The following is an 18756-nucleotide window of genomic DNA, read 5'->3' as shown; positions in this document are numbered from 1 at the left end:
GTGAAACCGCATCGCACCGAACCCGCCCTTGGACGAGATGAACGATCGCACCTGCATCGTCACCCGCAGGCAAGCCGAACCGGATGAGCTGATCCGTTTCGTCGTCGGCCCGGATTCGGCCGTCGTTCCGGACATCAAGAGAAACCTGCCCGGCCGCGGTTGCTGGGTGACCGCCGACCGCCTACATATAGACAAGGCAGCGGCGAAGAACCTGTTTGCCCGTGCTTTTAAGGCGCAGGTGACCGTGCCAGCCGATCTTGGCGGCATGGTCGACGCGCTGCTTTCCAGGTCCGCTCTGGGCATGCTTGGCCTGGCCCGCAAGGCGGGCGCCATAGCGCTCGGAGCGACCAAGGTCGAGAGCGCCGTGCGCGGCGGACTTGCACTTTTCGTGCTCCACGCGACCGAGGCTTCCGACGATGGCGTCCGCAAGATAAGCCAGGCGCGACGGGCAACCGTCCACCTCGGCGGGCCTGCGATCCGCGCTTACAAACTTTTCTCCGAGGCCGAGTTGAGCTTGGCATTGGGGGGTACAAATGTGATACATGCTGCCGTTCTCGCGGGAGACGCGGGCAGGGCGGTCCAGAAGCGTATGGTTGCGCTCGACCGATATCGGGGCGGTTCCCCGGACGATCTGGCAATGCTTGCGGCCGTTGCTGACGAAGATGATGCCGCAGAGGATATGGAATGAGCGATACGAAATCGGGCGACGACAAGACGCTGAGTGTTACGCCGAAGAAGACCTTGACGCTGAAGCGCCCCGGTATGGAACAGGGCACTGTGCGCCAGAACTTCTCGCACGGCCGCACCAAGTCGGTGGTTGTCGAGACCAAGAAGCGCAAGTTCTCGCTGCCCGGCGACAAGCCGGAGCCGGCGGCAGCGCCTGTGTCCGTCTTCACGCCGAAGCCGGTCGCGGCAGCGCCTGCCGTGCAGGAAGCTCCCAAGGCGGCGCCGCCTCCGCCGCCAGTCGAACGCAGCGGCATGGTGCTGAACGAATTATCGCGCCAGGAAATGGAAGCACGCCGCCGGGCTCTCGAAGGCTCGAAGGTGCGCGACGTCGAGGATCGCCAACGCGCCATCGAGGAGGCCAAGCGCCGCAGCGAGGACGAAGAGCGCCGCCGCCGCGAGCGCGAGGAATCGGCCCGCCGTCAGGCCGAGGAAGAGGCGCGGCTGCAAGCCGAGGCCGAATCCCGCCGCCGTGCCGAGGAAGAGGCACGCCGCCGTGCGCCCCTGGCCGCCGAACTGGCGACAGTCGATGACGAGGAAGAGGTCAAGCCGAAGCGGACGGGTGCCGGTGCACCAGTGCGCCGTCTGGTCACGCCCGAAGTGGCGCGTCCAGCCAAGCCGACCAAGGGCGAGGAAGACCGCCGCCGCGGCAAGCTGACGCTGAATTCGGCGCTCTCCGACGAGGATGCGCGCGCCCGCTCGCTGTCGTCGATGCGCCGCCGTCAGGAGAAATTCAAGCGCGCGTTGCATAACGAGCCACGCGAGAAAGTCATGCGTGAAGTGATCCTGCCCGAAACCATCACCATCCAGGAGCTGGCGCAGCGCATGTCCGAGCGCGCTGTCGACGTGGTCAAGTTCTTCATGAAGCAGGGCCAGATCCTGAAGCCTGGCGACGTCATCGACGCCGACACGGCCGAACTGGTCGCGACCGAATTTGGCCACACGGTCCGTCGCGTCGCCGAGTCCGACATCGAAGAGGGCTTGTTCAACATCGCCGATCGTCCCGAGGACCTGCAGCCGCGTCCGCCGGTGGTAACGATCATGGGCCATGTCGATCACGGCAAGACCTCGTTGCTCGATGCAATCCGAAATGCCAACGTGGTGTCCGGCGAAGCCGGTGGCATTACCCAGCATATCGGCGCCTATCAGGTCGAGAAGAACGGTAACAAAATTACCTTCATCGACACGCCCGGCCACGCCGCCTTCACGGCGATGCGTGCCCGCGGCGCCCAGGCGACCGATATTGCCATTCTCGTGGTGGCGGCCGACGACAGCGTGATGCCGCAGACGATCGAATCGATCAATCACGCCAAGGCGGCCGGCGTTCCGATCATCGTGGCGATCAACAAGATCGATAAGCACGACGCCGACCCGCAGAAGGTGCGCTCGGAACTGCTGCGCCATGAGGTGTTCGTCGAATCCATGGGCGGCGAGGTGCTGGATGTCGAGGTGTCGGCGACTAAGGGCATCAATCTCGACAAGTTGCTCGAAGCGATCCTGCTGCAGGCCGAAATCCTCGACCTGAAGGCCAATCCGGACCGCACCGCCGAAGGCGTTGTCATCGAAGCCCAACTCGACAAGGGCCGCGGCCCAGTCGCAACCGTGCTGGTGCAGACCGGCACGTTGATGCCGGGCGACATTCTCGTCGCCGGCAACGAGTGGGGCCGGGTACGCGCGCTGGTCAACGATCGCGGCGAGCAGGTCAAGGAAGCGCCGCCGGCAATGCCGGTGGAAGTCCTCGGTCTGCAAGGTACGCCGCTGGCCGGCGACCGCTTCGCCGTTGTCAACAACGAGGCCCGCGCCCGCGAGATCACTGAATATCGCCAGCGCCTGGCGCGCGAGAAGGCGGTGGCCAGGCATGCCGGCCAGCGCGGCTCGCTTGAACAGATGATGTCGCAATTGCAGACCAGCGGATTGAAGGAATTCCCGCTGGTCATCAAGGGCGACGTGCAGGGCTCGATCGAGGCGATCAACGCGGCGCTCGACAATCTCGGCACCGACGAGGTACGCGCCCGCATCGTCCATGCGGGGGCTGGCGGTATTACCGAAAGCGACGTGTCGCTGGCGGAAACCTCCGGGGCTGCGATCATCGGCTTCAACGTTCGCGCCAATGCGCAGGCCCGCGCGGCCGCGGCTGCGGCAGGCATCGAGATCCGCTACTATTCGATCATCTACAATCTGGTCGACGATGTGAAAGCGGCTCTTTCCGGCCTGCTCTCCCCGGAGCGTCGCGAGACCTTCATTGGCAATGCCGAGATCCTCGAGATCTTCGACATTACCAAGGTCGGCAAGATCGCCGGCTGCCGTGTCACCGAAGGCAAGGTCGAGCGTGGTGCGGGCGTGCGCCTGATCCGCGACAATGTCGTCATCCACGAAGGCACGCTGAAGACCCTGAAGCGCTTCAAGGACGAGGTTTCGGAAGTCCCGGGCGGCCAGGAATGCGGCATGGCCTTCCAGAACTACGAGGACATGCGCGTCGGTGACGTCATCGAGTGCTTCCGCGTCGAGATGGTGACCAGGACGCTATAAAAGGTTCGGTTTGCCGATGGAGATTGGCTTCACGCCGAACTATGAGGAATCGATCATTGCGGGTCGCGCAGCGGCCCGCAATGCGTTTAGCTTTTGGCAGAGATACTGGTGCTGGCCTGTTTATCTGCTTCTGGGTCTAGCCGTTGGCTGGTTCTTAGGCTGGTCGTGGGCGCATTGGGGCCGTTCTCTGGGCAGGGTGGGCGGACTCGCGGCTTCCGCATCGATAGCATTTTTACTCTATTTCGCAGGCGCCAAGCTCGTAATGAGGCTTGCCCGGCGTCTGGGTATTCGCTGGATAAGACAACGAAGAACTGAAACAGCGGTTGTTTTTTCCATCGAAGCCGACGGGTTGCAGTGGAAAAGTGCCCACAGTCTTATGAAATTGGGTTTTCCGGACATCGACCAGATATACGAGACGGAGAGACTGGTGGGGTTTGTTTCAGCTGGATCAGCACACTATGTGCCCAAACGCGCGTTCGGCTCATCTGACGAAAGTCGAACGTTTGTAAGAGATGTTTTCCAACGTCTCTCCGACGACGCAAAGCAGCGTTCACTCAAGCAAAACTCAGTACGCGTTGTCGTATCCTGATAAGTCGGCGCATCAACCCGATCTCGGCGCGACAGTCTGGAAAGAAAAAATGATAGCATCCACCAAAGGCCCATCCCAGCGCATGCTGCGCGTCGGCGAGCAGGTGCGCCATGCGCTGTCCCAGACCTTGCAGCGCGGCGAGATCCTCGATCCGCTGATCGAGAACACTGTGGTTTCGGTCTCGGAAGTGCGCATGTCGCCCGATCTGAAGATCGCCACCGCCTTTGTCTCGCCGCTTGGCGCCAAGGATGCCGGCGTGGTGGTCGAAGCGCTCAACAAACATGCGAAGTTTGTTCGCGGCCGCGTTTCCAGCGCGCTGCGGCAGATGAAGTACATGCCGGAATTCCGCTTCCGGCTCGATACCAGCTACGACAATTTCCAAAAGATCAACGAATTGCTGCACTCGCCCGAAGTGGCGCGCGATCTCAGCGCCGACGACAAAGACAAAGACGACAAGAAGGACAGCGAATAGTGGCGCGCCGCGGCAAGAAGAAGGGCCGGCCGATCTCGGGCTGGCTGGTACTGGACAAGCCGGTCGGCATGGGCTCGACCGAAGCCGTCTCCAAGATCAAATGGCTGTTCCAGGCGGAAAAGGCCGGCCATGCCGGCACGCTCGACCCGCTGGCGTCGGGCATGCTGCCGATCGCGCTTGGCGAAGCGACCAAGACCGTGCCTTACGTCCAGGACGGCGCCAAGGTCTACCGCTTCACAGTTGCCTGGGGCGAGGAGCGTTCGACCGACGACCTCGAAGGCCCGGCGGCCAAAAGCTCAGACCGCCGTCCGGCGGAATCCGAAGTGCTGGCGCTGCTTTCGAAATATACCGGCGTCGTCATGCAGACACCGCCGCAATTCTCGGCGATCAAGATCGCCGGCGAGCGCGCCTACGACCTTGCCCGCGACGGCGAGACGGTCGACATTCCGGCACGCGAGGTCGAGATCGGCCGGCTCGACCTGGTCGAGCACATGGCAGATCGCACCATTTTCGAGGTCGAATGCGGCAAGGGCACCTATGTCCGCTCGCTGGCCCGCGACATGGGCCGCGACCTTGGCTGTTTTGGTCACATCGCCGAGCTGCGGCGGGTCGAGGTCGAGCCGTTTACGCAGGAAGATTTCGTCACCCTGGCCGAGTTGGAAGCCGCCCGCTTCGGCGAACGGAGCGAGGAAGGTTCGCAAGCAGCGGACGCGCCGATCGACTTCGGTGCCATCGATGCACTTCTGGTCGACACCGCGGCGGCGCTCGAATGCTTGCCGCAGGTTGCGATCAGCGACGATGCGGCAACCAAAATCCGCCTCGGCAATCCGGTCATCATTCGCGGCCGTGACGCGCCGGTGGAAGCTGAAGAGGCCTGCGCCACCGCGCGTGGCAAGCTGGTCGCCATCGGCGCCATCGAGCAAGGCATGTTCAAGCCGAAGCGGGTCTTTGTCGGGTAACAGCTGTCGCCCGGCGCATGATCTCCAAACCGGATTCTATTTTGGGAAAGGATCATGCGCTAAATCAACGGGGCTACGGCGCCGTTTGCCGTCCTAAAGGATGCGCTGCGCTGTAGTGCCGTTCGACGCTGCACTCGGGGGGGCACATGGCAAAAGCTGACACGGTCAACAAGCGAGCGGTGCTCAAAACACGGCGGCCGCCGGTCGGGGCTTCGCCGGGCACGCTGATCGCCGACCCGGCGGCGCGCCGCTCCGAGCTCAGGCTGACGTTGATCTCGCCTGAGAAGTTCAAGACGATCGACAATGCCAGCATCGACGACGTCAACACCCATTGCCACAATTGGCCGGTCATCTGGCTCGACTGCACAGGCCTCGCCAACATCCAGCTGATCGAGGAGATCGGCCGGCTTTTCAACCTGCATCCGCTGGCGCTGGAAGATGTCGTCAACACCGGTCAGCGGCCCAAGGTGGATTTCTTCGAGGACCACGCCTTTGTCGTCGTCAGGATGATCGACGACGTCACCGCGCACCGTTACGAACAGATCGCCGTCTTCTTCGGCAAGAACTTCGTCGTCACCTTCCAGGAGCGCGAAGGCGACCCGTTCGATCCCGTGCGCAAGCGGATCGCAAGCTCGGTGCCCAACCGCTTGCGCTCTCGCGGCGCCGACTATCTCGCCTATGCTTTGATCGACGCCATCGTCGACAGCTATTTCCCGCCAATCGAGGCTGCCGGCGAATTGGTCGACAGCATCGAGGACCAGATGCTGAACCAGGCGCACAAGCACCAGATGCGGCAGCTTCACGAATTGCGGCGCGACGCCAATGTGCTGAAGGGCGTGCTTTGGCCGATGCGCGACGCGCTGGCGACCATGATCCGCAACGACGTCTCTTATGTGAAGGCCGAAACCAAATTATTCCTGAACGACACGCTGGATCATTCGCTGCGATTGATCGAACTGGTCGAAACCCAGCGCGATATGCTGACCGGCCTGATCGAGATGCACCTGTCGCTCAGCCAGGCGCGCACCAACGACGTCATCAGCTATCTGACGATCGTCTCGGTGATCTTCATGCCGCTTACCTTTCTCGTCGGCGTATGGGGCATGAATTTCGACCCCGACACCTCGCCCTGGAACATGCCGGAGCTGAAAGCCTATTACGGCTATCCCCTGTCGCTCGTCTTCATGGCGATTGTTGCGGTCGGGCTCTACGCATACTTCAAATGGAAGAAATGGCTCTGACTAGGCGGAAGTGCCCGTTTATGCAGCAAAAAGCCGGCTGGTGAATTGGGCTGGCCTTTTTGTCGGAATTGCACTATATGCGCCGCAGCTTCGCGCTTTGACGCGTTGCTTGCACCGGCCCCTGCTGGACGACATCCCGGCTGAGGGCGTCCCGTTTCCTCAAACAGACAAGGAAAAACACGATGTCGATTACTGCCGAACGCAAGAAGGAATTGATGGGCGAATTCGCAACCGCCAAGGGCGACACCGGGTCTCCGGAAGTCCAGGTGGCCATCCTTTCCGAGCGCATCAAGAACCTGACCGATCATTTCAAGGACCACAAGAAGGATAACCATTCCCGCCGTGGTCTGCTCGCTCTCGTTTCCCAGCGCCGCAGCCTGCTTGATTATCTCAAGCGCAAGGACGACGCGCGCTATCAGACGCTGATCGAGAAGCTCGGTCTGCGCCGTTGACGAATTGACCGGCGGGTTCTTTCGAGAGCCCGCCGGTCGCGCATTGGAGCATCGGATCATCCAAGGCTCCAATGAAGAAAGCAGAGCGCCGCGCACCGGTTTGGATGCGCAAAGGACGCTCTGAAGTTTTAGATTTGCGCAGGATACTTTCCGAAAACCTGGTTTTCGGGTTCACGCGCAAGGCCAGTCGGATCGATTGGCCAACCCGGTTTCGAAACAGCAGAGGGCCACTCGAAACCGCCCATGGACGGTCATGGGGCAGGATTGCAGGACGCTCGTGCGGCAAATGCGCCGAATAGCCGAGCTTCCCGTTGTCTTGCCCGTGGCTGCCCGAGAAAGGAAGCCAAGGGAAAGGGGCATCCGCGCACGCTGAAACGGCGCGGCCCTTTCCGCATACGAAGGACAAGACATGTTCAATTACCACAAAGTGGAAATCGAATGGGGCGGCCGTCCGCTCATTCTCGAAACCGGCAAGATCGCACGTCAGGCTGACGGCGCGGTGCTGGCCACCTATGGCGAAACCAAGGTTCTCGCCACCGTCGTCTCGATGAAAGAGCCGAAGCCCGGCCTCGATTTCTTTCCGCTGACGGTCAACTACCAGGAAAAGACTTACGCCGCCGGCAAAATCCCGGGTGGCTATTTCAAGCGTGAAGGCCGTCCGAGCGAGAAGGAAACGCTCGTTTCCCGCCTGATCGACCGCCCGATCCGCCCGCTCTTCGCCGAAGGCTACAAGAACGACACCCAGATCGTCGTCACCGTCGTCCAGCACGATCTCGAAAATGACCCGGACATCCTGTCGATCGTCGCCACCTCCGCCGCCCTTACCTTGTCCGGCGTGCCGTTCATGGGCCCGGTTGGCGGCGCACGCGTCGGCTACATCAACGGCGAATACGTGCTCAACCCGCATGTCGACGAGATGCAGGAATCGAAGCTCGACCTAGTCGTTGCCGGCACCGCCGACGCCGTGCTGATGGTCGAGTCCGAAGCCAAGGAACTCGGCGAGGATCTGATGCTCGGCGCCGTCATGTTCGGCCACAGGGGCTTCCAGCCGGTGATCGACGCGATCATCAAGCTGGCCGAAGTCGCCGCCAAGGACCCGCGCGACTTCACCGCGCCGGACTATTCCGCACTTGAAGCCGAGATGCTCAAGATCGTCGAAGGCGAGCTTCGCGACGCCTACAAGATCACCGACAAGCAGAAGCGCTATGCCGCCGTCGACGCTGTCAAGGCGAAGGTCAAGGCCGCGTTCGCGCCGGCAGAAGGCGAAGAGGCCAAATACACGTCCGAACAGATCGGCACCGTGTTCAAGGAGCTCCAGGCCAAGGTCGTGCGCTGGAACATCCTCGACACCGGCTCGCGCATCGATGGCCGCGACCTGAAGACGGTCCGCAAGATCATCTCGGAAGTCGGCGTCCTGCCGCGCACGCACGGCTCGGCGCTGTTCACCCGTGGCGAGACCCAGGCGCTGGTCGTCGCCACGCTCGGCACCGGCGAGGACGAGCAGTATGTCGATTCGCTGACCGGCATGTACAAGGAGAAGTTCCTCCTGCACTACAACTTCCCTCCCTATTCGGTCGGTGAAACCGGCCGCATGGGTTCGCCGGGCCGCCGCGAAATCGGCCATGGCAAGCTCGCCTGGCGCGCCATCCGGCCGATGCTGCCGACCGCCGACCAGTTCCCCTATACGTTGCGCGTCGTTTCGGAGATCACCGAGTCCAACGGCTCGTCCTCGATGGCTACCGTCTGCGGCACCTCGCTGGCTCTGATGGACGCAGGCGTGCCGCTGGCCAAGCCGGTCGCCGGCATTGCGATGGGCCTGATCAAGGAAGGCGAGCGCTTCGCCGTGCTCTCCGACATCCTTGGCGACGAGGACCACCTCGGTGACATGGACTTCAAGGTTGCCGGCACCGCCTATGGCATCACCTCGCTGCAGATGGACATCAAGATCGAGGGCATCACCGAGGAGATCATGAAGATCGCCCTCGACCAGGCCAAGGATGGCCGTCAGCACATTCTCGGCGAAATGGCCCATGCGCTGTCCGGCGCACGTGCCGAGCTCGGCGAGTTCGCGCCGCGCATCGAGGTCATGCACATCCCGACCGACAAGATCCGCGACGTGATCGGCTCGGGCGGCAAGGTCATCCGCGAGATCGTCGAAAAGACCGGCGCCAAGATCAACATCGAGGACGACGGCACGGTCAAGATCGCTTCGGCCAATGCCAAGGAGATCGAGGCGGCGAAGAAGTGGATACACACCATCGTCGCCGAGCCGGAAGTCGGCGAAATCTACGAAGGCACGGTCGTCAAGACCGCCGACTTCGGCGCTTTCGTCAACTTCTTCGGTCCGCGCGACGGCCTCGTCCACATCTCGCAGCTCGCCAATGACCGCGTCGCCAAGACTTCCGATGTGGTCAAGGAAGGCGACAAGGTCTGGGTCAAGCTGATGGGCTTCGACGAGCGCGGCAAGGTCCGCCTGTCGATGAAGGTCGTCGACCAGGCTACCGGCAAGGAAATCGTCCGCGACAAGAAGAGCGAAGGCGAAGAGAACGCCGCCTAAGCGGGGTTGCGTTCCGTCGAACGCATAGAGCAATCGAAGCGGGCGCGCCGGAAGGTCGCGCCCGTTTGCGTTTCAACAACAGCCTTGCAGTTCAAGAGTGGTGAATGTCCGCCGAGCCGCTGAAAACGCTTTTCCATCCGTTCGAGGCCGGTGCTGTTTCCCTGCCACGAAAGGATGAACGCATACTCTTTCTCGGTGCCGAGCCCGGCTTTCGCTTGCCCGAAGGGTTTGATGCCAAGCTTCATCTCGTCCAAGGCTTCAGGCCGCACTTTCGCGCCTTGCAGGCGTCCGGCTTCGCGGTCACGCCGCAGGTCGAAGGCGACGCTTTCGACGCGGCATTTGTGCTCGCTGGCCGCCATCGCGGCCAAAACGAGTTGCGCGTTGCCGAAGCGGTCAAACGCGCAGCACCAAGCGGGTTGATCGTCGTCGCCGGCGGCAAGGACGATGGTATCGCCAGCCTGCGCAAGTATGTCGGCGCCCTTGTGCCGCTCGAAGGCCACCTGCCGAAGCATCACGGCATTGCCTTCTGGTTTCGCCGGCCGGCCGATACCGTTGCCGCCGCAACGCTTCGCGCCGCCAATCCGGACTTGGTCGTCGAGGACCGCTTCCGCACGGCCCCAGGCATGTTTTCGTTCGACAAGATCGATGCGGGATCGAAGCTGCTGGTTGAAAATCTGCCCAACGATCTGCGTGGCAGCGTTGCGGATTTCTGTGCCGGTTGGGGCTATGTCGCCGCCGAAGTCGCCGCCCGCTCACCCGGCATATCGGCGCTTGACCTTTACGAAGCGGATTTCGAGGCGCTGGAGGCGGCGAAGGCCAATGTCGGCAACACAGGCGTGGAGCCACATTTCTTCTGGATAGATCTTTTGAGCGAGCCGGTCGAGCGCCGCTATGACGCGGTCGTCATGAACCCGCCCTTTCACCGCAGCCGAGCGACTGAGCCGGAGATCGGTGCCGGCATGATCCGCGCGGCAGGCAAGGCGCTGAAGCCGGGCGGCCGGCTGTTCATGGTGGCGAACCGTCAGCTTCCCTACGAACCGGTGCTGGCGGCCGCCTTCTCCAGCCATGCGGAGCTCGCCCGCGACGGCATGTTCAAGGTCTTCGCGGCGCGGCGCTGAAACGCTGCGGGGCAAGCCGGCGACACGTCGCTCGCGCTATTCCCGCCCGCCGTCGGTCTGCTTCAACTCGTCAAGCGTCGGCATGGACACGATGTGATAGCCGGAATCGACATAGTGGATTTCGCCGGTGACGCCGGAGGACAGATCGGACAGCAAATAGAGCGCGGAACCGCCGACTTCGTCGATGGTCACTGTGCGGCGCAGCGGCGAGTTGCGCTGCTGATAGGAGAACATGTGGCGTGCGTCGGAAATCCCGGCGCCCGCAAGCGTCCGCACCGGTCCAGCCGATATGCCGTTCACCCTGATGCCGCGCGGGCCGTAGTCGTTGGCTAGATAGCGGACGCTGGCCTCCAGCCCGGCCTTGGCGACGCCCATAACGTTGTAATTCGGCATGACGCGGACCGAACCGGCATAGGTCAGCGTGATCATCGAACCGCTATCCTTCATCAACGTGGCGGCGTGACGGGCGACCTCGGTGAAGGAGTAGCAGGAGATCACCATGGTGCGGATGAAGTTGTCGCGGCTGGTGTCGGCGTAGAGGCCTTTCAGCTCGTTCTTGTCGGAAAAGCCGATGGCATGGACGACGAAGTCCAGCCCGCCCCACGCCTTGCCAAGGGTCTCGAAGGTGGCAGCGACCGATGCGCTGTCCTCTACGTCGCAAGGCACCACCAGGGATGCGCCCAGTCTCTCGGCGAGCGGCTTGACCCGGCGCCCGAAGGCCTCACCCTGATAGGTGAAGGCGAGTTCCGCGCCATGTTCGGACAGTTTGCGGGCGATACCCCAGGCGATCGAATGATCGTTGGCGACACCCATGACAAGCCCGCGCTTGCCCTTCATCAATCCGTCCATGGTCGGCAAATCCTTATGCGGAATAGCGCTGGAAAATCAGCGTAGCGTTGGTGCCACCGAAACCGAACGAATTGGACAAAACGGTGTCGATCCTGGCTTCGTCGATGCGCTTGCGCACGATCGGCATGCCTTCGAATTCCGGATCGAGGTTGTCAATATGGGCGCTCTCGCCGATGAAGCCGCCTTGCATCATCAGGATCGAGTAGATCGATTCCTGCACGCCGGCCGCACCCAGCGAATGGCCGGTCAGCGATTTGGTCGACGTGATGAAAGGCATCTTCTCGCCGAACACCTCGCGGATGGCGCCCATTTCCTTGGAGTCGCCGACCGGCGTCGAGGTACCGTGCGTATTGATATAGTCGACCGGCGAGGACACCGACGCGAGCGCCTGCTTCATGCAGCGCGCCGCGCCTTCGCCCGACGGCGCCACCATGTCATAGCCGTCCGAGGTCGCGCCATAGCCGACGATCTCGGCATAGATCTTGGCGCCGCGTGCCTTGGCATGCTCGAGCTCTTCAAGAATCAGCACGCCGGCGCCGCCGGCAATGACGAAACCGTCGCGATCGACGTCGTAGGCGCGGGAGGCGACCGATGCCCTGTCGTTGAACTTGGACGACATGGCGCCCATGGCGTCGAACAGGTCCGACATCGTCCAGTCGAGATCCTCATGGCCGCCGGCGAAGACGATGTCCTGCTTGCCCCACTGGATCAACTCGTAGCCATTGCCGATGCAATGCGCAGACGTCGAGCAGGCCGATGATATGGAGTAGTTGACGCCGTGGATCTTGAACCAGGTGGCAAGCGTCGCCGAAGCGGTCGACGACATCGCTTTTGGCACCGCGAATGGCCCGATCCGCTTGGGGCTGCCGTTTTTGATCGTCGTCTCGGCCGCCTCGACGATTGCACGGGTCGACGGTCCGCCGGAGCCCATCACGATGCCGGTGCGCTCGTTGGTGATGTCGGTCTCGTCGAGGCCGGCGTCTGCGATCGCCTGGTCCATTGCGACATGGTTCCAGGCAGCACCCTGCGACAGGAAGCGCATGGCGCGACGGTCGATCATGCCCGATGGATCCAGCGTCGGCGCGCCCCACACCCGGCAACGGAAGCCATGTTCGGCGAAAGAGTCGGAGAAACTGATGCCGGACCTTGCATCGTGCAGCGAGGTCTGCACCTCGTTGGCATTGTTACCGATCGACGACACGATACCGAGACCTGTGACTACGACCCGTCTCATTCGCAACTCCTTCCAGCGCGGACTCCGAACCTGAAATCAATTTCCGGAACGGAACCATGCGCAAAATTAAAGTGCTACAGCGTCCATCAGACGTCCAAGACGTCGTACTGTAGGGTCTTCGTTCAGACGGCGGCCGGTTGCTTGGACAGACCGACCTTCAGATCCGTTGCCGCGTATATGGGCTCGCCATCTGCCTTCAGCCAGCCATCGGCGATGCCAAGCACAAGCCGACCGCGCATCACTCGCTTGAAGTCGACGCCATACTCCACCTTCTTGACCGAAGGCGTGACCATGCCTTTGAACCTCACCTCACCGGTCGACAGCGCCATCCCCTTGCCGGGTTCACCGAGCCATCCGAGATAGAACCCCGTCAACTGCCACATGGCGTCCAGGCCCAGGCATCCCGGCATGATCGGATTGCCGATGAAATGGCAGGCGAAAAACCACAAATCCGGCCTGATATCGAATTCCGCGCGGATGAAACCCTTGTCGAACGCACCGCCAGTTTCGCTGATCTCGGTGATGCGGTCGAACATCAGCATCGGCGGATAGGGCAGCTGCGCATTTCCCGGTCCGAACAGCTCGCCGCGGGCGCAAGCAAGCAATTCCTCGTAACCGTAGCTGGATTTCGAACCCGCCATCAATCTCGTCCCCGTGATCGTCCCGGGCGATAGGCGCCCTTGTCGGTGGTTTCCTAACACAATCTGTTTCAGGCCGGAAACCGGCGTTTGCGCTTAACCTGCCCGTCTGCCCGGGTCAATGCGCGCTATTGATCGCATTCGGTCGACAGAATATATGTCAGGACACGTCCAGTTTCGGCAGATGCTCAATTTCTGCCATTTTGGACGTGTCTGAGGCGGAACTGTGAGCGCGACGGATAGATGGATCTGGGTTGCCGGAAGGATAATGTCGCTGTGGACAAGCGGGTTCGCGAGGCCGGTCTGAGGCCGACACGCCAGCGCATCGCGCTGGCCGATCTGCTTTTCGCCAAGGGCGACCGCCATCTTTCGGCCGAGGAACTGCACGAGGAGGCGCTTGCCGCCGGCGTGCCGGTGTCTCTGGCCACCGTCTACAATGCTCTGCACCAGTTTACCCAGGCCGGTCTTCTGCGCATCCTTGCCGTCGAGGGATCGAAGACTTATTTCGACACCAACACCTCCGATCACCATCATTTCTATATCGAGGGCGAAAACAGGATCTTCGATATCGACAGCGGCCCGGTGATGGTTTCCAACCTGCCGGAACCGCCGGAAGGCATGGAGATCGCCAATGTCGATATCGTGGTGAGACTGCGTCCGAAACGCTGCGACTGACCGGCGCCTTATGAAATTCCTGGATTTGACGCTCCGGCTCGAATGGGTTGCCGTCGCGGTGGCGGCTCTTGCCTTCTATGCAATCGCCGGTGTTTCCTGGTGGCTATTTGCAGTGCTCATTCTGGCGCCCGACCTGTCGATGCTGGGTTACATGGCCGGGCCGCGCGTCGGGGCCGTCGCCTACAACGCCATGCACATACTGATTTTGCCCGTTCTGCTGGCGCTTGTCGGCAACGTCTTTGACAATGCAATGGCGACAGCTGTTGCGCTGATCTGGATCGCCCACATCGCCATCGACCGCGCTCTGGGCTATGGCTTGAAGCTGTCGAGCAGTTTCCAGGATACCCATCTCGGCCGCATCGGCCGCTAAACCATCCCCGAACCGAAGATCAGCGAAACAAAATGCCGGATCCGGTGCTTACAGCGCTGGCCCGACCTCCGGTTCGGAAACGTCAGTTCTTGACCTTTTCGCCGGGATAGGCACCCCAGACGAGCGACTGGGCGAGCCAGCCGGTATGGCCGTCGAAGGTCATTTCGCACCATTGGCCATCGCAGGACTTGATTGTGCCCATCACCCCCGGTTCGAGGATCGCGATGACGCCTGCATCTTTTGCCGGGTCGTCGAGGAGGTTGACGCGGGCGTCCTTGCCGCGCTGCCAGGGCGCGACGATCGCCGTGCGGCGGCCCGACAGCAGCGACTGATTGATCCAGCCTTCCGAGCCGTCCGCATCGCGCACGCGGCGCCACGTATCGAACTCCTGGATGATCTCCATCGGCAGGCCTGGCTTCATATACATCCAGTCGACGGAATAATTGACGCCCGGCCCGACGCGCGAGTTGACGCGGCCGGATTTCAGACTGACGAAGCGCGGCAGCGGCAAGCCGCTTGGTCCGAGCGTGACGCTCTGGGCGGGTGCGGCGGCACTTTGCACCATCACCAGTGGGCTATGGATGAGAGCGCCGAGGAATGCTGCACTGAGGGTCAGGCGGAGCGACGCGAAACCAGACACTTTCGTTCCTTTCGGCGCCGGCCCATCGGCCTTCGCCCCTTTTTCTTTGTCTTCGGCGGAACCGCTTGTTACATGGATGACCAGTACCGCGATCGGCTCTCAGTTTCGCCGTTCTTGGTTAAAGAGGTCTCAACGAGATCGGGTTCGAGGAAACAATGGTAGGCAAAAAGAAGCCCCTCGTCGTCATCACGCGCAAGTTGCCCGACCCAGTCGAGACCCGCATGCGCGAGTTGTTCGACGCCCGCTTGAATGTCGAGGACAGGCCGATGACGCAGCCGGAACTGGTGGCGGCGGTCAAGGAGGCCGACGTGCTGGTGCCGACCGTGACCGACAATATCGACGCGGCGCTGATTGCCCAGGCCGGCGACAACCTCAAGCTGATCGCCAATTTCGGCAATGGCGTCGACAAGATCGACGTTGCGGCAGCGGCCAAGAAAGGGATCACCGTCACCAACACGCCGAACGTGTTGACCGAAGATACGGCCGACATGACCATGGCGCTGATGCTGGCGGTGCCGCGGCGGCTGGCCGAAGGCGCCAACGTGCTGACCGGCGACAAGAAATGGGCGGGCTGGTCGCCGACCTGGATGCTCGGCCGGCGCATCTGGGGCAAACGGCTCGGCATTGTCGGCATGGGTCGCATCGGCACTGCCGTCGCCAGGCGCGCCAAGGCCTTTGGCCTCTCGATCCACTACCACAACCGCCACCGGGTGCTGCCGGCAATCGAAGACGAGTTGGAAGCGACGTATTGGGAAAGCCTCGACCAGATGCTCGCCCGCATGGACATTATCTCGGTCAATTGCCCATCGACACCGGCAACTTTTCATCTGCTGTCGGCACGGCGGCTGGCGCTTCTGCAACCGTCAGCTTACATAGTCAACACCGCGCGCGGTGATATCATCGATGAGGAATCGCTAGTCAAGCTCATCCATGACGGCAAGATCGCCGGCGCCGGCCTCGACGTCTACGAGCACGAGCCGGCGCTGAACAGCAAGCTGCTGAAGCTCGCCCACAAAGGCAAGGTCGTGCTGTTGCCGCATATGGGTTCGGCGACGCTCGAAGGCCGTATCGACATGGGCGAGAAGGTGATCATCAACATCCGCGCCTTCTTCGACGGTCATCGCCCGCCCGACCGCGTGCTGCCGCTGCGGGCGTGACCTGCCATCATGCCGGCATGGTCTTGCCGCGGCAACCACGCGTTCGTCTTTGGATAATGTTGGCTTACGAAAGCACCTTGCGCATAGTGATTGAGGTCGGCCGGTCGTAGCCCTTGTGCGCTGTCTGTTCGGTTTCACGAAAACCGAGGCGGGCAAAGGCTGCGTGATTTCCTATCAGCTCGATCCGGGTCTGGAGCTCGATGGCGGTCCTGTTGTGGCTACGGGCAAGATCTTCGACGGCCTGCATCAGCCGTTTTCCAACGCCTTGTCCCTGAAGAGCCGGCTCGACCGCGAGCTTTCCAATATAGAGGTCGTCTGCGCGCTTCAGGACGAAGACGCAACCGACGATCTCGCTTTGCTTCAGCGCCAGGAATGCTGTCTCCTCGATCGCTTTAGCCCTGATATTTTCGACGGTGAGCCGATGCGCCGAGGACGGCGGGTCAATAACCCCGTCCATGAAGGCGAAGGCGCGCAGGACAAGTGCCAAGACCTCGTCCCAACGGTCGAAATCGGCCGCAAGCTGCACGATGGAAACGTCGGCAGGCAGGCTCACCGGTTGGTTCGCTTGTAGCGGATCGTGTCGAAGCGTGCCGCCAGCGCATCGTAGAGCAGCAGTCGTCCGACCAGCGGCTCGCCAATCCCGGTGATCAGCTTGATCGCTTCCATTGCTTGCAGCGTGCCGATGACCCCGGTCAGCGCGCCGACAATGCCGGCCACCGCGCAGGATGGCACCAGTCCCGGCGGCGGCGCCTCGGGAAAGAGATCGCGGTAGCTTGGGTTCAACGTGCCGTCCGGGCCGGTTTCGAACGGCTTCAGCACGGTGACCGAGCCGTCGAAGCGGCCAACGGCGGCATGCACGAGCGGCCGGCTCTCGGCGGCGCAGGCGTCGGCTACCGCGTAGCGTGTCTCGAAATTGTCGGAGCCGTCAACGACGATGTCATAACGGGCGATGAGAGCAGGGGCGTTGTCCACGGTCAGCCTGAAATTGTGCTCTTCCACGACGACGTTTGGATTGATGCGGATGATCGCCGCTCTGGCGCTGTCGGTTTTCGCTATGCCGACATCGCCCGTGGCGTGGATCACTTGTCGTTGCAGGTTGGAAAGCGAAACGATGTCGTCGTCGACGATACCCAGAGTGCCAATCCCTGCGGCGGCGAGATATTCGAGCACCGGCGCTCCCAATCCGCCGGCGCCGATGACCAGCACCCGCGCCCGCTTCAGCCGCTGCTGGCCGGCGCCGCCGATTTCGGGCAGCACGATATGGCGGGCGTAGCGTTCGAGCTCTTCATCGGTGAGGGCGGCTGTGATCATCGCCGGACCATATAGCGGAGGAGAAAGCTTGTCAGCGCCATGCATGCCGCTCAGAAGTGCGCCATGAACCAAGTTCAAATGGTCGGCCTGACTGTGCCGTGATCGACGGTCAGGAATTGCGCGCGTCCCTTGAGGCTGTCAAACAACGCGGCATCGGTCCCGGTCATGAAGGCCTGGCAGTTCAGTTCCTCCAGGATCGAGAACAAGGCCGCCCGTCGACCGCCGTCGAGATGGGCGGCAATCTCGTCGAGCAGCAGGATCGGCGTCATGCCCGATATTTCGCCGGTTAGCCGCGCATGTGACAAGACAATGCCGACCAGCAGCGCCTTCTGCTCGCCGGTCGAACAGAGCTCGGCCGGCATCGCCTTGGGCCGGTGGCGCACCACGAGGTCGGAACGGTGCGGGCCGTCGAGCGTGCGTCCGGCGGTGCGGTCGCGGTCGCGCCCCTGGGCAAGCGCGCGACGGAACCGTTCCTCTACGTCGACGGCCGGCAAAATACCGATTTCGCCTTCCAGTTCGCCCGAGATGCCGATATCGGCTTGCGGAAACGGTCCGTCGCCGGGCAGACGGTCGATCATGGCGGCGAGCAGGCGCACCAGTTCGGCACGCGCCGCGGCAATTGCCACGCCGGTCTCGGCCATTTGCATCTCGATTGCATCGAACCAGGCACCGTCACGCGAACCGTCGGCGAGCAGTCTGTTGCGGCCGCGCATTGCCTTTTCGTAGTCAAGCGCGCGCTGGCCGTGGCCGGGATCGATCGCCAGCACCAGCCGGTCGAGGAAGCGCCGACGATCGGCTGCCGGCCCGGGGAACAGGCCGTCCATGGCCGGTGTCAGCCAGACCACGCGCAGCCATTCCAGCATGTCTTCGGCTGAGCGTGCCGCCGCGCCGTTGATCCGCACCCGCCTGCCGCCTTCGCCGTCGCTGCCCGGTATCCCGGTACCGATCTCAACCTGGCCTTCCGGCCCATCAAGCCGAGCATGCAGCGCAAAGCCACCGTCGCCGCCTTCGCGCGCCACCTCGGCATAGGGTGCGCGGCGCAGGCCGCGGCCTGGCGTGAGCAGCGAGATCGCTTCAAGCAGATTGGTCTTGCCGGCGCCATTGTCGCCGGAGAAAACCACAGCGCCGGGATCAAGGTCGATTGCCAACGCCGCATAGTTGCGGAAATTCGTAAGTGTGAGCTTACTTATGTAGGTCTGCTGCGGTTTTGCAGATCTGGTCACGACAGCAAAATGGCCCCGT

General features: G+C 62.3%; 19 protein-coding genes. 12 read left to right on the top strand and 7 right to left on the bottom strand.

The features are described 5' to 3' along the window. Positions 1 to 37 precede the first annotated feature (37 nt). From NKH13_RS22175 to NKH13_RS22135, 9 genes are all read left to right on the top strand, one after another. The gene (locus tag NKH13_RS22175) at positions 38 to 688 is read left to right on the top strand and encodes an RNA-binding protein (RefSeq protein WP_023719562.1); all 651 of its coding nucleotides are present in this window, start codon (positions 38 to 40) and stop codon (positions 686 to 688) included. Further along, complete coding sequence (gene infB, locus NKH13_RS22170) at positions 685 to 3252, top strand: translation initiation factor IF-2 (protein ID WP_352715804.1); 2568 nt, start codon at positions 685 to 687, stop codon at positions 3250 to 3252. Before NKH13_RS22175 ends, infB begins: the two co-directional genes overlap by 4 nt. 16 nt (positions 3253 to 3268) lie before the next feature. After that, positions 3269 to 3841, top strand: a complete 573-nt coding sequence (locus tag NKH13_RS22165) for a YcxB family protein (protein ID WP_352914342.1) — start codon at positions 3269 to 3271, stop codon at positions 3839 to 3841. Between the two features lie 49 nt (positions 3842 to 3890). Next, entirely contained in the window at positions 3891 to 4313 is a 423-nt protein-coding gene (gene rbfA / locus NKH13_RS22160) for a 30S ribosome-binding factor RbfA (protein WP_352914341.1), read from the top strand. Then, positions 4313 to 5272, top strand: a complete 960-nt coding sequence (gene truB / locus NKH13_RS22155) for a tRNA pseudouridine(55) synthase TruB (RefSeq protein ID WP_352914339.1) — start codon at positions 4313 to 4315, stop codon at positions 5270 to 5272. Before rbfA ends, truB begins: the two co-directional genes overlap by 1 nt. Before the next feature lie 146 nt (positions 5273 to 5418). Next, the gene (corA, locus tag NKH13_RS22150) at positions 5419 to 6513 is read left to right on the top strand and encodes a magnesium/cobalt transporter CorA (RefSeq protein ID WP_352914337.1); all 1095 of its coding nucleotides are present in this window, start codon (positions 5419 to 5421) and stop codon (positions 6511 to 6513) included. 140 nt (positions 6514 to 6653) lie between these two features. Continuing rightward, positions 6654 to 6965: a 30S ribosomal protein S15 gene (gene rpsO / locus NKH13_RS22145; RefSeq protein WP_280940423.1), complete on the top strand. Its 312-nt coding sequence runs from the start codon at positions 6654 to 6656 to the stop codon at positions 6963 to 6965. Positions 6966 to 7374: 409 nt separating this feature from the next. Beyond that, on the top strand, positions 7375 to 9522 hold the full coding sequence (pnp, locus tag NKH13_RS22140) for a polyribonucleotide nucleotidyltransferase (RefSeq protein WP_352914336.1): 2148 nt from the start codon (positions 7375 to 7377) through the stop codon (positions 9520 to 9522). Positions 9523 to 9626: 104 nt separating this feature from the next. Further along, positions 9627 to 10640 (top strand): class I SAM-dependent methyltransferase, encoded by a 1014-nt coding sequence (locus NKH13_RS22135; RefSeq protein WP_352914335.1) that lies wholly within the window; start codon positions 9627 to 9629, stop codon positions 10638 to 10640. Between the two features lie 36 nt (positions 10641 to 10676). On the opposite strand, the gene fabI is transcribed toward NKH13_RS22135, so the two are convergent. The 3 genes from fabI to fabA all read right to left on the bottom strand — a co-directional run bounded on the left by fabI (position 10677) and on the right by fabA (position 13364). Then, a complete protein-coding gene (gene fabI / locus NKH13_RS22130; protein ID WP_352715792.1) occupies positions 10677 to 11489 on the bottom strand; it encodes an enoyl-ACP reductase FabI in 813 nt (270 codons plus the stop codon). Positions 11490 to 11502: 13 nt separating this feature from the next. Continuing rightward, positions 11503 to 12723: a beta-ketoacyl-ACP synthase I gene (gene fabB, locus NKH13_RS22125; RefSeq protein ID WP_352715790.1), complete on the bottom strand. Its 1221-nt coding sequence runs from the start codon at positions 12721 to 12723 to the stop codon at positions 11503 to 11505. A gap of 122 nt (positions 12724 to 12845) precedes the next feature. After that, positions 12846 to 13364 carry a 3-hydroxyacyl-[acyl-carrier-protein] dehydratase FabA gene (gene fabA, locus NKH13_RS22120; RefSeq protein WP_352715788.1) on the bottom strand — a complete coding sequence of 173 codons (519 nt, stop codon included), beginning with the start codon at positions 13362 to 13364 and terminating at the stop codon, positions 12846 to 12848. Positions 13365 to 13604: 240 nt separating this feature from the next. On the opposite strand from fabA, the gene irrA reads away from it, so the two are divergent. Both irrA and NKH13_RS22110 read left to right on the top strand, forming a co-directional pair. Further along, a complete protein-coding gene (irrA, locus tag NKH13_RS22115; RefSeq protein WP_352715786.1) occupies positions 13605 to 14036 on the top strand; it encodes an iron response transcriptional regulator IrrA in 432 nt (143 codons plus the stop codon). A 10-nt stretch (positions 14037 to 14046) separates the two neighbouring features. After that, positions 14047 to 14406: a DUF4260 domain-containing protein gene (locus NKH13_RS22110; protein WP_352715784.1), complete on the top strand. Its 360-nt coding sequence runs from the start codon at positions 14047 to 14049 to the stop codon at positions 14404 to 14406. An 82-nt stretch (positions 14407 to 14488) separates the two neighbouring features. On the opposite strand, the gene NKH13_RS22105 is transcribed toward NKH13_RS22110, so the two are convergent. Then, entirely contained in the window at positions 14489 to 15046 is a 558-nt protein-coding gene (locus tag NKH13_RS22105) for an SH3 domain-containing protein (protein WP_352914330.1), read from the bottom strand. A 155-nt stretch (positions 15047 to 15201) separates the two neighbouring features. Between NKH13_RS22105 and NKH13_RS22100 the strand changes: the two genes are divergently transcribed. After that, a complete protein-coding gene (locus tag NKH13_RS22100; RefSeq protein ID WP_292654007.1) occupies positions 15202 to 16203 on the top strand; it encodes a 2-hydroxyacid dehydrogenase in 1002 nt (333 codons plus the stop codon). Between the two features lie 64 nt (positions 16204 to 16267). Here the strand turns inward: NKH13_RS22100 and NKH13_RS22095 are convergent, their stop codons facing one another. The 3 genes from NKH13_RS22095 to recF all read right to left on the bottom strand — a co-directional run bounded on the left by NKH13_RS22095 (position 16268) and on the right by recF (position 18737). Further along, positions 16268 to 16756, bottom strand: a complete 489-nt coding sequence (locus NKH13_RS22095; RefSeq protein ID WP_352715782.1) for a GNAT family N-acetyltransferase — start codon at positions 16754 to 16756, stop codon at positions 16268 to 16270. Next, positions 16753 to 17514 (bottom strand): molybdopterin-synthase adenylyltransferase MoeB, encoded by a 762-nt coding sequence (locus NKH13_RS22090; protein ID WP_352715781.1) that lies wholly within the window; start codon positions 17512 to 17514, stop codon positions 16753 to 16755. Before NKH13_RS22090 ends, NKH13_RS22095 begins: the two co-directional genes overlap by 4 nt. A 74-nt stretch (positions 17515 to 17588) precedes the next feature. Further along, a complete protein-coding gene (gene recF, locus NKH13_RS22085) occupies positions 17589 to 18737 on the bottom strand; it encodes a DNA replication/repair protein RecF (RefSeq protein ID WP_352914326.1) in 1149 nt (382 codons plus the stop codon). Positions 18738 to 18756 lie beyond the last annotated feature (19 nt).

It is taken from the genome of Mesorhizobium sp. M1348, from assembly GCF_040317925.1.
Taxonomy (GTDB): Bacteria; Pseudomonadota; Alphaproteobacteria; order Rhizobiales; family Rhizobiaceae; genus Mesorhizobium.
The sequence above is the reverse complement of the archived record's forward strand: the minus strand, read 5'-3'. Positions and strand labels throughout refer to the sequence as shown.